Here is a 14,554-nt window from a genome sequence, read left to right as displayed (position 1 = left end):
AACTATCTCCGGCGATCGGACTCAGAGGCCCAGTTGAGCACCCACGGTGGCCATCCAGTCCGCTTCGCAGTCGGGGTTGACCTTGTTGCACTGCGCCGACCAGCCCGGCAGTGATGTCTCTACCAGTGCCTGCTTGACAGATTCAAGGTCGGCATCGGACACCTCTGCAGCAGACAGGGAGTAGGGTTTTCCATGAGTGCAGGGCTCGGCACCCGTATTGCAGTTCATGGCATCGGTATAAAGTTCTTCAGAGTACGTCCAGACATCATCGACCAGTGAGTCAATGGCTGATTCGAGTTGCGCTTGCTGGTCTTCATTCAGCTTGTTCCAGCTGTCCAGATTGATTGCGTAACCATTCATGGCCAGTTGCAATGCAATGGGCAGAACTGTCGTCGTCACTTCGGGCCATCCCCCTGAATTGGCAGACGCTGGACCGGTGATGGCGCAGTCAACAACGCCTCTGGCAAGTGATTGCTGCACTTCTCCGAAAGGCAGGGGAGCCCCTGTAGCTCCGAATTTGTCAACGAAAGCTGCTGCCGTCTGATCACCGACACGAACCTTGAGCCCATCGAGATCAGCCAGCCCCGAGATCTCGGGCTTGCAGAATATGACCTGTGGACCGGCTGGCCAGACACCCAGCAAGCGTGCGTTGAATCGCTTCTGCACCGCTTTGTCTACTGTGGGGAGGAATGCCTCGACATGTGTTTTTCCTGAATCGAAGTCTGGATTCAGGCCTACCAGATCCAGTCCGAGGATGGTTGGTTCATCGCGACTGACCTGAGAGCCGCGTACCGACACGATATCGAACAGCCCGGTTCGCAGTACGCGCATGCCATCGTTGTCCGGTATGCCGGCGACATCCACTGGCAGATAGTCGATCTTGACATCCATGCCGGAGTTTTCAGCAAAGTTTTCGAAAAACGGTTGCTCTTTCTGTTGCTGGATGAGTCCGGAACCAACGGGTTGCCCTAACACCTTGAGTGAGGTGGTTTCGGCAATGGCATTGGTCTGAACAAGTGCAAGTGTCGCTAGAATTCCAAGGCGTATGCTCATGATGATTTCTCTCTGGTCGTGACCGTTCATGCGGTCGCACGGACGAATATTGACTGTCCGATTCATGAAAACACATTTTCACATCAAAGAAAACATGTTTTCATGAAAAATTGAGAGTGGCGATTGTGGGGCGCGCAACGCACCCTGTTAGTGCGTCGAGATCGATGACCTGCCGTAGAGCCGGATACGCAAGGGAATGACGAAGTTATTGAAGTTCTTCGAGACTTTCGTTGAAGGCTTCTATCTCCGCCAGGCGAACCTTCCCACCTTCCGAAGACAGTTCAATGGTCTGATTGGCCAGTGCGTTGATCAAGGCCATGATGGCAACATGGCTGAAAAGCGGCCCGGGTGACCCCGTCTGGCAGCGAAGGTGCCACTCTGCCTGTTCGTGAACGGGTGCCCCTTCGTCAGTGATGTAGGCAAGTCTGGCACCTGTTTCTGCCACGGAAGCGAGTATGGCGTCCAGTTGCGCGACGCGACGACGAATACCGAACACGATAACCAGATCCGATGAATCGATACTGACCAGATGCTCGCCCATGGTGTGCCCACTTCCAGGTATCGACACGACATTCTCGATCACCTGCGTCAATTGCCATTGCAGATAGCTGGCGAGTGAATTACCTGCTCTGAAGCCTATGATCCAGAGTTTCCTGGCATCCAGCATTGCTTTGGCCAGGTCCTGAATATCACCGAAACTGACCTGACTGAAGGTCGTCCTGATGTTCTCGATATCAGCGATTTCGTAGGCATTGGCATTCGCGGTGTCGCTATCGGTGGTCTTGGCCTTGTAGAGTCGCGAGCCTGTCTGGCTCTCTTCCCGCGCGTGAAGCCTGGCTTCTTCGTAATTCGGGTAGCCCAGCCTGCGAATGAAACGGCTTACCGTTGCATTGGATACCCCGGCCAGTTGTGCCAGTTCGGAAGCCGAATAGCCAGCCAGCTCGCCAGGGAAGTTGCACACCAGCTCTCCCAGCTTTTTTTCGGCAGGATGCAGATGTGGGAGTGCGCTACGCACACGGGATAGAAAAGATCGCTTTGACATAGGTTGCACATGAAAACATATTTTCATGATGCATGGCAGGCTTACTGTCGACTGCTTTGATCTTCCCAATGCCGCTCAGTAGACCGGAGAGGTGGTGTGTTCATTGTAAGCTCGGGCAGGATTCCAGCACGGGTATCCATTGGCGGCACGGCTTGCCAACGCACAGTGGCGGCGTTGCCATCAGCATGTACATGAAATATTACCAATCACCAAATTCTGATGACTTGTTGCCGAAGAGCTCAATCCGTAGAGTGAGCCGATGGTCGCTGCCAAGGGCAGGTGCTGGTGTCTGTGTCGTTGCCCCATCCCTCTACGCGGTCCGCGAAACAACCCGCCAACAGCAACGAGAGTACAGCACATGAAAGTCGGATTCATCGGATTGGGAAATGTCGGCGGCAAGCTGGCAGGCAGCCTGCTGCGCAATGGGCATGAAGTCACTGTCCGTGATCTGGACCCATTGGCAGTACAGACGTTCATCGACCGAGGGGCGCAGTGGGCCGATACCCCCAGGGAGTTGGCTGAAGCGGCTGACATGATCATTACCTGCCTGCCGTCACCCGCAGCCTGCAGTGCCGTGATGGAAAGTGACGATGGGGTTATTGCCGGCTTGAGCGACGGCAAGATCTGGCTGGAGATGAGTACCACGGATGACAGTGAGTTGCGACGCATTGCCGCGCTCGTGCTGGCCACGGGCGCCAGGGCGCTGGAAGCGCCGGTATCGGGCGGTTGTCACCGTGCCGCGACCGGCAATATTTCCATTTTCGTCGGCGGCGATCGTGAATCGTTCGAGCAGGTGTTGCCCGTGCTGACCACGCTGGGTCGCCGAGTGTTGCACACGGGCGAGCTGGGTACTGCTTCGGTGCTCAAGGTGATGACCAACTATCTGGCCACCGCCAATCTGTGCGCCGTGGCAGAGGCGCTTACCGTGTGCAAGAAGGCGGGTCTGGACATGAACACCACCTTTGAAGCCATCAAGATTTCCTCCGGCAATTCCTTCGTCCACGAAACCGAATCTCAGGTGATTCTGAACGGCAGTCGCAATATCAGCTTCACCATGGATCTGGTGCTCAAGGATGTCGGTCTGTTCGATACCCTCGCCAGGAATCTGGAGGTGCCGCTGGAAATCTCACCGCTTCTGATGGACATCTTCCGCGATGGCCAGGAGCGTTTTGGTCCGCGTGAATGGTCATCCAACATTATCCGTCGCCTCGAGGAGTCGGCAGGTGTGGAAGTACTTGGCAAGGGATTTCCGGCGGAGTTGACTGATGATGAGCCGGAGGAGCAGGGATATGAGGTTGAGGTGATGGGGCGCGGTTGAGCCGCAACACACCGATTTCAATAATGTGCCCGATGGTCAGTTCCGCTGTGCGTGGCGTTCTGTATGCTGATTCTCACCTCCGTGACGATGACTTCAACGCGGTCCCGGCAATACGTCAGAACATCATGTGTCAATGACGTCGATCCGGTGCACCCTCGATTGTTCTCGATTACAGGGCGTCACTCAACCATTCCTGTATTCCTGCAACCAGCAGGAGACTGTCATGAGATGCCTGTGCCTGGTCTGTTCAAACGAATGAAGCCGCCAGTAGCCGGGCACTGAAGCTTTCGCCAATTCCATCGAGGACTATCACGATTTTGCCCGACCCTGGGTGGATGCGAAAACCCGAGTGAATTGACACTTCGCACGCTCGATTGGCAGTACGTACTGCTGCCTTTGCGTCGAGGAAAAGCCTCCTTGTGACGTCGTGGCACTCGGGAACGGAGTCTATGGCAAGCGCGAGACAATGTAGTCATATCGACTCATGAAAGCTTGTACCGCCCTGCTGTTTCGACGATGAGCTGTCAGTTTGTCGATCGTGTTCACGAACTCGATCGCGGACTTTCTGGCGCTCTCATGCCTGCCCAGTTTGATCAGCAACTCCATGTGTTCGAGCCGCCATACCAGCAAATTGTCGTTGCGGTTGATTACCGCATCAATGCGCCTCAGCGCTGATTCAAGATCACCAGCTGTCGTTTCAAGCTGCAATGCATGACTGTGTAAGCTGACTGGGTGAGCCAGTGATTCAGCCCCCTTGTCAATGATGGTCACTGCCTGTTGATGTGCGTCCGTACGGCCGGAGTCGAGCATTGTATCCGCATACTCGATAATGATTTCAGGAGTTGGCTTTTCCAGTTGGTCGATACAACGCTTGAAGTCTGCGAGCGCAGTGTCGAATTGTCCGAGTTCACGCGCAGCCCTGGCGTGAATCAATCGTGCCTGAAGGTGATTTGCCTGCGCGGAAAGCAATAGCGCAGACCAATGCAACGCTCTCTGGTATTGCTTGTTGTCAAGGTAGAGTTGTGCCCTTCCAGACATGGCGGTGCGGTTGCCCGGACTCAGCCGGCTAACCTGGTCGTAATCAGCCAGCGCCCTCTGCCAGTGTCGTTCCCGTCGATAGAGGTCGGCCCTCCTCAGATACTTCTGAATGGTTTCTGCAGATTCCAGTGAGGACCTGTTTTGCAGCTCGCCACCAAGCCGGGCAATCTGACTCTGGTGGTCGTCATGCGCCATGGCAAGCATGGAGATGGTCAGCCACCCGATAGCCAGCCCGGATACCCGAATCAGCAATCTAGAATGCAACCGTCGCATCATTTGAACACTCTATATCACTGCCATATTCGCAAACCTTGTACACCAATGTCGCCCCGCCTTTAGCTCCGGTGTTATCTGTATAGGTAGTGTCTGACACTGTATCGATCACGCTACCATCGCGAACGATATCCACAGTGTCACCGACCGCAAAGTCCCACGACAAATTGGCATGTATGACACCTTTGATCTTTTGTCCTGACGCTGTCAGCACGATTCCGGATCCTGTACCAGACCCTGTGGTGACATTGGCGATATTGGAGAACGATGAATTGCCGAATCCATTGAATGACAGCACTCTGTACTCGTAAGTTGTCTCGGGTGCAACGGTCCAGTCCGTCATGCCAGTAGAGTCCGCGGCCAGATTTCCGAGAGTGATCCAGTCACCACCACTGGCCCTGCGTTCCACTGCATATCCGGTTTCGTCTGTGGCATTGTCGTTCCAGCTCAATTCGACAGAATGGGCTGTCTCCGACGTGGCAACTAACACATCAGGTGCAGTGGGCGGACTGCCGGCCATTGTGCTCACCTGAACGCGCAGTTCGTCAACATAAACTGTATCGAGTGCACGGTGGCCTCGTGTTCTGTCAGTATCAATCACACGAATCAGTACTGTTCCCCCGGTTCCAGACGGTAACAAGGCCGAAATCTGGTGATCTGGATCGATACTCTCGACAGTGAAGAGTGCCTGCCAGCTTTTTCCACCGTCGATGGAAAATGAAAAGGCAAATTCATCCCCATCATCGGACCCACTGGACCAGGCATTAGCGTGCACGCTCACGTTGGCGCCTGCCTGAATTGAAAACTGCCATCGATGCTCCAGCAGACTCCGACGCTTTGTTGGTTTACCGCCGGACTCGGATTCCCTGATGGATTGCACACTGTCGTCGTTGAATTCAGTGGCACTGAAGTTCCCGGAAACCGTACCGTTCACCGCAGTTTCTGCCACGGCCGAATAGTTCACGAATGGGGGGACCGCATCGGTCGTCGCTGTCGCCACGTTGCTGGGCGATGAATGGCCAACGCTGTTCACGGCAAGGATTCGATAGTGATAGGTCGTCTCGGGTTCAAGGCCGGTGTCTGTAACGCTGCTTGTATTTGTGCCAGGAGTGGCAACTGACGTCCAATTGGTTTGATCTGTGGATCGCTGCAAATCGAAGCCACTTTCATCGTCCGAGTTGTCGTTCCAGCTCAGTAACACGTCTGTTGATGAAATCGCATTGGTCACAAGGTTGTCAGGTGCGACCGGCGGAGAGGAGGGTGGCGCCTGGTGAACAATGCTGAAGCTGTCGCGCAAGATGCCGGAACTGGTCAGAAACACAGCATCGAGTTGATTGGCGTTCACGTCGATGATCATGGAGCCCAGTTCCACCCAATTGGAAATCATGACCGGGTGATTCAGCCGCGCATTGGTGATCTTGCCTGAGCTGCCAGCGACTGTGTATACAGCACCGCTATCCGGTGCCATCGGCTTTGTGTAGGCACCGGAACCCTGTGGGTCGCCATCGCCGGCATTCACCACGTAGCTGCTGTCAAAGGTGTTGCTTGATCCATGATGGCCGTGAATGAGCATGGATCGTTCGTACGAATGGCTGTGCCCACCCAGCACCAGGTCAACGCCGTATGACTCGAGTATGGGCAAGAAGTTCGTACGCATTTCAATCAATTCCAGTTCGCTGTCAGAATCATGTGAGCCCTTGCTGTAAGGGGGATGATGCCAATAGGCGATGATCCATTCCTGGTTGGTTTGAGACAAGTCGTTGCGCAACCAGACAGCCATCGGACCCGTGTCAGACCGGTCAGAGTCGTAGGAATCCAGGCTGACAAAATGAATGTTTGCGTAATCAAACGAGTAATAGGCTTCTGTTCCTGACCCTACACCGCCGGATTCACCATTTTCAGGGAGTGTGAAGATATCGTAGTACGGACCTGACTGAGTGCTGGAATCTGCGCTGTAACCGTCATGATTGCCCAGGGTTGGCCAGAGAATCGAATTGCGCAATACCTGAGGGTACAAGTCAAACACTGCAGCCTGGTACTGGGCGTCCGTGCCATCGTTGTATGCGTTATCGCCAAGCATCAACCATACATCGGCATGCGGTCCGCCATTGAAGGTGAGGTATTCATCGCGAACCGCGGCTGCATTGGCATTGGCAGTACCACTGTCTCCCAGCACCCATATTCGTGTTGGCGCGGACGTTCCCGTCGCAGGATGAGTATCAAAATACTGATCACTGCTGGACTCGAAGACTTCCAGGCTGTCTCCAATTCGGTAGTAATATCGTGTATGGGGCAGCAACCCCGAAAGAGTGACTGAATGGTCGATTCCAACGGTAGCATCGCCATCCACTTGGTCAAGGTTGGCAGGATCAGTTCCATAACGGACCAGGGCATCCCGATTGCCAGCTGTGCGCCAGCGTAAAGTGACACCGTCGGATGAGCCCTGCTGTAAATAGGGTCCGCGTACCGGATTGGCGAGGATGGGGCCAGAAGCAGCTGCCATGAGTAGAAATACTGCAATCAGAATGTCAGTATGTAGGTGAAACATAGGTGTGCGCATTATGACTCCGGTGAATATGCAGGGCGGCACTTGTTCGAAAATGATTCCGATCACCGAGGGCAATGGGCTACCAATCCGTGCAACTGTTCACCCCTGTAGGCTGTAATCCGTTATTTATCGTCAGCCTGTTTACCTCCTTGGCGTACGAGTTGATTCTCGTTGTAATGCGTGCCAGGCGTCAAGCCGATAATTGGTAGCACGTGCAATATCGTACCTTTCTACTACCGCAGTATGCAGACAGGAAGCTGAAAATCCTGATAGATCATTCATGCACCCATGTCCGGTAGTCAATTGCCATTTGCCACTGAGACCGAAGTTTGGCTGTACATACGAATCAGAACAGTGTTAAGTATGATGCTTGTCTGATGATCTGAATTTCCCCGGAGGGGCAGTAAAACAGCAGTTGGTGGTTTGGGATATTCACACCGAGGGCCCCTCCGGTTACCGTTCCACACTTTGCATTTGGAATGTTGCCGAACAATCGTGCATGATCAGGAGTCGATGTGATGTGTCCTGATTCTGATGGTTGTCATGTCATTCCTTGGGTGTGATGGGATTTTGTTTGTGTGTTCTTCAGTCATTTGTGAGGGAAGTTTTCATGAAGTTGACGACATGCTGTCTCTCTGCGCTGTTGACTGCAATGCTTCACTCAGCAGTTACGCAGGCGGCTCCACCACCAGGTAAGGGGAAACCGAAGCCAGGTAACGGTACCCCGGTAGTCAAATGTCCTTCGGACGATGGCAAAAAACACAGTCGACACAGTAGATGCGAGACGTTGACGAGCGCGGAACTGGTGAATATTGCCCCACCAGAAGAAATATTTGATGGCAGCGGTGACTGGGTTGAAGTATTCAGTGACTCTTTTACGCCCGCTACTGTAGAAAATCCGGATGCGCTGGGTGTGCTGGATTGGACCCGTTGGAGCTCCCGAGTGCCTTGGGGCGACTGGAAAATCAATGGGGTGTCGAATGAGGATCAGTGGAATGTCAACACTACAGGCCTGGAGCCTGGCATTGGTTGGGTTCCAGCCAATTACTTTTCGGATATGAATACCTTCTTGGGAATTCTGGAAAGCGAGGGAAAACACATCTTCTCACACGGCAGCGACGCAGGCACAGGAAGCAATGCCGATGATGTCAACGCTGACGGAGGCGATGAAAGCCTTGTCATTGGTTCATACGTGAATCCATGGAAAAAGAACATCAATAAGCGGCGAAATTATGTGTCGGGATTGATCTCTTCCCATGTTGGTCCGACGACCGATGCGAATATTGACGGTACGCACGGATTTCAGTTTCGTTATGGCTACATGGAAGTGCGGGCGAAGATGCCGAAAGCAGGCAATGGCTTTCGTTCAGCCATTTGGCTGTATTCCGATAACGCCTATTTCAACGCATTGAATGGAAGTTCTTCCATTTACGAGATCGATGTGGCGGAACATATTCCAAACACTCGCGTTGATCAGGAAGGCGAGGAATGTTTTGTGCAGCAGAACTCGAGTTTCTGGCCGACGATTGGCGCAGGAACAGACGATGTTGGCCGGCTCAGTTACGATACGATTTTCAACTCTTATCACTACCCGGGCGGCAGAACCAGCAGCGAGTGGACATATAACTCGCAGGAGAAGTACGATCCAGTCCGTTGCGATCCTGTGGGCGTTGGTAACTCAACCGGTCCAGACGTGGTGGACTACGCGGACGACTATCATACCTACGGTGTTCTATGGGAGCAGGACCGCATCAATTTCTATGTCGATCGCCGCTTGATTCACCAAGTTGGTTCGGCTGGACCTGTCTTGCCACCAGGGTTGACGGAAACACATCCGATTACCGATTCGACAATGTACATTGTCATCAATCTTGCCATGGGGCTCGATGGGTTTGAAGGAAACGTTGATAGCAGCGTGTTCGTGAATGAAGTTGGACCCAAGCTTGCCGTGGACTATGTCAAGGTTTGGCAGAATAGTATTCCGGCTCGCAACCACGGGTGGTGCGGAAAAGGCGGGGATGCCACTTGCTTGAGCCTTACGACTCCATGAACTGCGTGAGCAGGCATAGCAGGCATAATCGGCGCTTGTTGGGCAGCGCCTTTACATCGAATCCGGAACTTGGTTCCGAGAACAAGCTGCGACTGATTCAAGAAAACCAATAGACATCCACCGCATTCACGGTTATCAATCGAGACCAGTCTGCCATTGAAAACCTGCCCTCCATCCACCAGTTCGAAAGACTCGGACTCCGGAATCACCAGATGGCGTCGCCAGATTGTCGACAGGAATAGCGAATCTTCGATAGTCAGCACGCCACTCCAACGGAAGCGCCACGGTTCGACAACGGCAGACTCAGGGTCAGAGCTCAGTGATCTCCTGCCGCCGCGTCCTCCGCGACATGACTTGTCATGGTTTCCAGGTGCGCTTGTACAACGCTGGTTCGTGTCTCCACGGCCTCGAGATCTGGACGTCGCCCAGTTTCATAGACACCTGAATACGTTCACTATGCCACCGTTGTATTATATTGGTGATAGTCAACAGGACTGCAGCAACCATTGCCTGAGCGCAGCCTGATCCGATTGTAGAACACTTCCACGTATTCGAATATGGCCAGTGCAGCCTCCGCACGAGTCGCGAAGTGGTGACGGTATATCAGCTCTTACTTCAAGGTCGCGAAGAAGCTCTCAGCCACCCCATTGTCCCAGCAGTCACCTTTACGGCTCATGCTACAGACGATGCCGTGCTTCTCAAGGCTCTCACGATAGCTGCTCGCCGTGTAGGTACTTCCTCGGTCCGAGTGGTGTATCAGCCCCTCGGAGGCACCGTGCATTGCGATGGCAGCCTCCAGCGCTTTCAGCGTCAGGTTCTGATCGTTCTTCTCACCGCAGGCCAGACCGATCACTTCCCGGTTGAACAGGTCTATCATGGGAGCGACATACAACCAGCCTTCGTCGGTGGCGACAGCGGTGACGTCGCCAACCCATTTGCGCCCGGGCTCGGCGGCTGTGAAATCGCGCTGGATCACGTTGGGCGCCACCGGGTGAGACTTGTTTCGTTCGGTGGTATTACGATACCTTTTGCACGGCTTCGAGGGTGCGACACAGCAGGGCGACACTGAAAATGGCCTTCTCCGCATCGACAATGGCAAACCTCATGACTACAGAACACAACTTGCGTTAAGCTGATGATGAGCCAGCTGCACCGCACGGGTTTGTTAGCTGAGCATCTACATGGGCGCGAACTATCACCACGTGATTGGAATCCACCATTTTTACCGAGGTTACTGCGATGCACATAGGTGTCCCCAAAGAGATCAAGAATCACGAATACAGGGTCGGGATGACACCGACCAGCGTCAGGGAAATGGTTGATCATGGCCATGAGGTCACGGTTGAAAGTCATTGCGGAGAAGGCATCGGTCGCTCGGATGATGACTATCGTGCCGCCGGCGCCAGGGTAGTCGATGATCCTGCCAGTGTGTTCGCGGACTGCGACATGATCGTCAAGGTCAAGGAGCCCCAGGCAGTCGAGCGAAAAATGCTGCGCGAGGGACAGGTACTGTTCACCTATCTTCATCTGGCTCCAGATCCTGATCAGACCAGGGACCTGGTTGACAGTGGCGCGATTTGCATTGCGTATGAAACCGTCACCGGCGCCCAGGGTGGTTTGCCCTTGCTGGCGCCCATGTCGAAAGTGGCTGGCCGGATGGCCGTGCAGGCTGGCGCCTACGCATTGGAGCATCCTCATGGGGGGCTGGGTGTTTTGTTGGGTGGAGTCCCCGGTGTCGATCCCGCCAAGGTGGTGATCATCGGTGCGGGCACGGTCGGAAGCCATGCAACGCATATAGCGGTGGGCATGGGGGCCGATGTCTGGGTGCTGGATCGCAACCCGGACATGCTTGAGAAGCACTGGCAGCAGTTTGGCAGAACGACCAATTCAGTCTTTTCCACGGCGGATGCCCTGGAACATCATGTCCTGACGGCAGACCTGGTTATCGGCGCCGTACTGGTTCCGGGCGCGTCAGCGCCAAAGCTTATCACCAGGGAGATGGTTGCGAAAATGAAACCGGGTGCCGTGTTCGTGGACGTTGCCATTGACCAGGGTGGCTGCAGTGAAACATCCCACGCCACGACCCACGCCGAACCGACCTACATCGTGGATGATGTCGTTCACTATTGCGTGGCGAACATGCCTGGTGGAGTGCCCAGAACCTCGACCTATGCACTGAACAATGTGACCTTGCCCTACATGCTTGCCCTGGCAGACAAAGGTTACAAGCAGGCATTGCAGGATGATCGGCATCTGCTTGCCGGACTCAATGTCTGCAAGGGGCATGTGACCTACCAGGAAGTGGCAGATACATTGGGCTATGCGTACAGGGATCCGCTCGCTGCGCTGGACGGTTAGGCCAGAGAATCTACCGACGCATCCGCTACAGCTCGCCCTTGAGGTTCTTCCCGGACTTGCCCCCCTGAATCAGACGAAGCTTCGGCCGTGCAGGCTTTGTTTCGACAGGCTCGGCCCGACGGGTATGCAGGTCATGCAACTGTTTGGACAAATGGGCTTCGAGTTCGTGCAATGCCCAATGAAGCTCGTGTTCCTGCAAAGGGGGTTCCTCAGGGCATTCGTCATGCCAGGTATGCAGCAAGGGGAGGACGACGGGTTCCAGCAGAGCGGTTCCCTTCAACCCGATCAGTTGCTTGCAGATGGACAAGGCCTGGATATCGCTGCTGTGCTGTCTGGCCAGCTCGCCAAAGAACGGAAACACATGATTGACGATCTTCTGCGCGCGGGAGACGGGTTTCGAGGAGTTGTTCATGAGACATTCTCTTGGGGTGGTTGAAAACCGCGGGGGAAGGGGAGCAGGGTCAGAAGTCCAGATCGTATTCTTCCCTGATGACTTCAGTGGCGACAGGGGGCCGGTCTGGTCTGTCGCTCAAGCCACCGTTGATGACCCGCAGCCTCGGACGGTTGCTACCGGAAACCTGGCGAGACTTTCTCCGCTCTTGTATTATTCGAGTCATGTTGGTGTCGAATATCGTCAGCGCCCATAGCAGTTCTTCACGGGTCATTGCTTCCTCTTCAGCGTACTCGGCGTTCCAGAGATCGATGAAGGACAGGGTGTGCTGATGGCTCATCAGTTCGTCGCCGAGTGTCAGCAGGTGCTTGCAGATGCGCAGTGTGGGTGCGTCTTCGGCCGCAGGATCAGTCATGTCGCCGAAGTATGCATAGATGGCCTCGACGAGTTTCTGCTGGCGTGACTTGGGCTCGATGTTCATACGGGTGGTGTCTTCAAAGTGGAGGCTTCCGTCTTGGAAGCGATTGACCCCTATGAAAGCACAAGCGATCGATGAAAAAAAGACGGTCCGAATTTCACTGAAGTCCGTTTCCGGAACGATGGCGTAAACAGTGGCTTCTGAGAAATGACTGTTTTTCAGTCGGTTTGATTTTCGTCACATCACACGTTCGATTTACTTGGAGTACCTCATTCAATCAAGATACGATACGATGAGTTCTTGGTTGTTCTAGCACATCTGTGATAACTAGTGTTATGTCATAAGAATTGCGTACATTGCGAGTAATATTTAGAGATTCCCTGGAGGATTCACAGTGGAGTTTGATGCTGAAATTACCCAAACACTTGAGCGGTGCTATCTCGGCGCTGATGTGACTCAGCGTAGAAAGCTATCGTTCGAAGCGCTGGATCCAGCGCCAGGAGAGTCCATCCTCGATATCGGGTGTGGGAATGCAATGCTTACAGTTGAGCTCGCTCGGGCTGTTGGAGTCGATGGACGTGTAATAGGAGTGGATCCGAGCACTGCGATGCGTGATGCTGCTATACGTCGTTGCAGCGAAATACCATCGATTGATATCAGAGAAGGTACCGCTACCAAATTACCCGTTGAAAATGACTCTATTGACAAAGCGGTATCATTGCAAGTTTTTGAGTATCTAGATGATATACCGAATGCGCTTAGTGAGTCATATCGAATCCTCCGAAAAAATGGAAAGCTAGTAGTAGGCGACATGCATTTTGATAGTTGGGTTTGGTTTAGCAAGAACCCTGGTCGAATGGATCGAGTTATTCGCGCATGGGACGAACACCTATCTGAGCGCTGTGTGCCGGCAATTATATCCCCTCATATGCGAGAACAAGGCTTTTATATCGACAAAATACAGGCTCATACTTTTTGTGATTATAAGCTCAAGCCAGATGGTATCGCCAATATGCTATTAACGCTTATGGAACGATTTTGCATCACTAATAAGTTGATCCGTGCGGAAGACATAATACAATGGCGTGATGAACAGCATGATCTAGCGAGAAGTGGACAGTTCTTCTTTTCTATAACTCATTATATTGTTATCGCGAGGAAATAATGAAGCGCAGATTGCGATAGCTGAAACAAATGCGCTAACTGTGCATAATAGTCGCGAGTGATAGATTGGGGATGTGTAGGGTTGCACGTAAATCGAACAGTACGTTGCAGCCGACATTGTGACTTTTATCTCTCTACGCTGACGCTCCGGTCGATCAAAGTCAAATGCAGCTGAACGCCGTTGATATGCGGATACTCGACAGGCTACATGAAAGCCGTAATTCTACTGAAAAACAGGCAAATGATGCTTATCCACAAAAACTGTGGATAAGCATGTGGATGAACCGCGTATAGATCGATAAAGCAGCCATGGCGCGGTACGATCACGAATCTGTTCAAGGAATGTACAGTGGATTGACGTGTTGGAAGGCCCACCCCTTGCTCGTCCCGAACGACGTTGCGGTCTCGCTGTTCAGTGCAACAGAATCATCCGTGTTCGATCTTCCAGGTCTTGGCTCAGGTCTTTCGCGGACCAGCCGGCACGGCTTCGATGGACGCAGCCCTGACGCATGTCGTGCAACAATCTGGCTCGGGCCATGGACGGGAAGTCGGCGGGTAGCTCGCCTTTCGCCTTCTCCTCGTCGAATCGTTTGGCCAGACGTGCATCCGTATCCTTGATGGCCTTTTCCATGCGTTCTGCAACGCCGTCAACCTTGCCGACTGTCATGCCTTCTAGATTCTCGACCGTGTGTATCACCGAGACATGAGAACCTATCTGCTTGTGGGTGGAAGCCCCCTCATGCAGAACGACAAGCAGGGCTTCATGGCATACGTGAAGGAAAACATGGGTGGGTCTACGCGGATTCGTGTGGGTCATTTTCAGAGACAAATTGCTGAAAGTATCTGCGTAGACAGTGTTTTCGTTGAGATTGGCTGACTGGAAAGTTGTTTCGTTTTTCGG

Annotated in this window: 11 protein-coding genes and 2 pseudogenes; 4 read left to right on the top strand and 9 right to left on the bottom strand. The window is 53.4% G+C overall.

The genetic code is table 11. The features are described from left to right. Nucleotides 1–21 precede the first annotated feature (21 nt). A complete protein-coding gene (locus ACUNV4_RS29145; RefSeq protein ID WP_430882193.1) occupies nt 22–1,053 on the bottom strand; it encodes a TRAP transporter substrate-binding protein in 1,032 nt (343 codons plus the stop codon). A 205-nt stretch (nt 1,054–1,258) separates the two neighbouring features. Then, a complete protein-coding gene (locus ACUNV4_RS29140; RefSeq protein ID WP_430882192.1) occupies nt 1,259–2,068 on the bottom strand; it encodes a MurR/RpiR family transcriptional regulator in 810 nt (269 codons plus the stop codon). Between the two features lie 286 nt (nt 2,069–2,354). On the opposite strand from ACUNV4_RS29140, the gene ACUNV4_RS29135 reads away from it, so the two are divergent. Then, the gene (locus ACUNV4_RS29135) at nt 2,355–3,413 is read left to right on the top strand and encodes an NAD(P)-dependent oxidoreductase (RefSeq protein WP_430882191.1); all 1,059 of its coding nucleotides are present in this window, start codon (nt 2,355–2,357) and stop codon (nt 3,411–3,413) included. A 447-nt stretch (nt 3,414–3,860) separates the two neighbouring features. On the opposite strand, the gene ACUNV4_RS29130 is transcribed toward ACUNV4_RS29135, so the two are convergent. The 3 genes and pseudogenes from ACUNV4_RS29130 to ACUNV4_RS29120 all read right to left on the bottom strand — a co-directional run. After that, complete coding sequence (locus ACUNV4_RS29130) at nt 3,861–4,715, bottom strand: tetratricopeptide repeat protein (RefSeq protein ID WP_430882190.1); 855 nt, start codon at nt 4,713–4,715, stop codon at nt 3,861–3,863. Further along, entirely contained in the window at nt 4,705–6,081 is a 1,377-nt protein-coding gene (locus ACUNV4_RS29125) for a fibronectin type III domain-containing protein (protein WP_430882211.1), read from the bottom strand. Before ACUNV4_RS29125 ends, ACUNV4_RS29130 begins: the two co-directional genes overlap by 11 nt. Before the next feature lie 237 nt (nt 6,082–6,318). Beyond that, nucleotides 6,319–7,227, bottom strand: a pseudogene (locus ACUNV4_RS29120) (metallophosphoesterase); the annotation flags it as partial. 850 nt (nt 7,228–8,077) lie between these two features. Here ACUNV4_RS29120 and ACUNV4_RS29115 point away from each other — a divergent pair. After that, complete coding sequence (locus tag ACUNV4_RS29115) at nt 8,078–9,322, top strand: glycoside hydrolase family 16 protein (protein ID WP_430882189.1); 1,245 nt, start codon at nt 8,078–8,080, stop codon at nt 9,320–9,322. Nucleotides 9,323–9,776: 454 nt separating this feature from the next. Here the strand turns inward: ACUNV4_RS29115 and ACUNV4_RS29110 are convergent. Beyond that, a pseudogene (locus ACUNV4_RS29110) lies at nt 9,777–10,409 on the bottom strand (IS3 family transposase). Between the two features lie 152 nt (nt 10,410–10,561). Here ACUNV4_RS29110 and ald point away from each other — a divergent pair. Beyond that, nucleotides 10,562–11,680 carry an alanine dehydrogenase gene (gene ald / locus ACUNV4_RS29105; RefSeq protein ID WP_430882188.1) on the top strand — a complete coding sequence of 373 codons (1,119 nt, stop codon included), beginning with the start codon at nt 10,562–10,564 and terminating at the stop codon, nt 11,678–11,680. A 25-nt stretch (nt 11,681–11,705) separates the two neighbouring features. On the opposite strand, the gene ACUNV4_RS29100 is transcribed toward ald, so the two are convergent. Beyond that, the gene (locus ACUNV4_RS29100) at nt 11,706–12,092 is read right to left on the bottom strand and encodes a hypothetical protein (protein ID WP_430882187.1); all 387 of its coding nucleotides are present in this window, start codon (nt 12,090–12,092) and stop codon (nt 11,706–11,708) included. Between the two features lie 49 nt (nt 12,093–12,141). Next, nucleotides 12,142–12,552, bottom strand: coding sequence for a hypothetical protein (locus tag ACUNV4_RS29095; protein ID WP_430882186.1), 411 nt, complete (start codon nt 12,550–12,552; stop codon nt 12,142–12,144). A 331-nt stretch (nt 12,553–12,883) separates the two neighbouring features. Here ACUNV4_RS29095 and ACUNV4_RS29090 point away from each other — a divergent pair, with 331 nt between their 5' ends. Continuing rightward, the gene (locus ACUNV4_RS29090) at nt 12,884–13,654 is read left to right on the top strand and encodes a methyltransferase domain-containing protein (protein ID WP_430882185.1); all 771 of its coding nucleotides are present in this window, start codon (nt 12,884–12,886) and stop codon (nt 13,652–13,654) included. A gap of 411 nt (nt 13,655–14,065) precedes the next feature. Here the strand turns inward: ACUNV4_RS29090 and ACUNV4_RS29085 are convergent. Continuing rightward, nucleotides 14,066–14,554: hypothetical protein (locus tag ACUNV4_RS29085; RefSeq protein WP_430882184.1), on the bottom strand; the 489-nt coding region annotated here is incomplete at its 5' end.

It is taken from the genome of Granulosicoccus sp. 3-233 (assembly GCF_052681095.1).
Note: the sequence above shows the minus strand (reverse complement) of the source record. Positions and strands in the feature narration are given on the sequence as shown.

Excerpts from the sequence above, each read along its gene's own strand:
- ACUNV4_RS29145 (WP_430882193.1), bottom strand. The coding sequence starts at position 1,053 with ATGAGCATACGCCTTGGAATTCTAGCGACACTTGCACTTGTTCAGACC.
- ACUNV4_RS29135 (WP_430882191.1), top strand. The coding sequence starts at position 2,355 with ATGGTCGCTGCCAAGGGCAGGTGCTGGTGTCTGTGTCGTTGCCCCATC.
- ACUNV4_RS29125 (WP_430882211.1), bottom strand. The coding sequence starts at position 6,081 with ATGATCATCGACGTGAACGCCAATCAACTCGATGCTGTGTTTCTGACC.
- ald (WP_430882188.1), top strand. The coding sequence starts at position 10,562 with ATGCACATAGGTGTCCCCAAAGAGATCAAGAATCACGAATACAGGGTC.
- ACUNV4_RS29100 (WP_430882187.1), bottom strand. The coding sequence starts at position 12,092 with ATGAACAACTCCTCGAAACCCGTCTCCCGCGCGCAGAAGATCGTCAAT.
- ACUNV4_RS29095 (WP_430882186.1), bottom strand. The coding sequence starts at position 12,552 with ATGAACATCGAGCCCAAGTCACGCCAGCAGAAACTCGTCGAGGCCATC.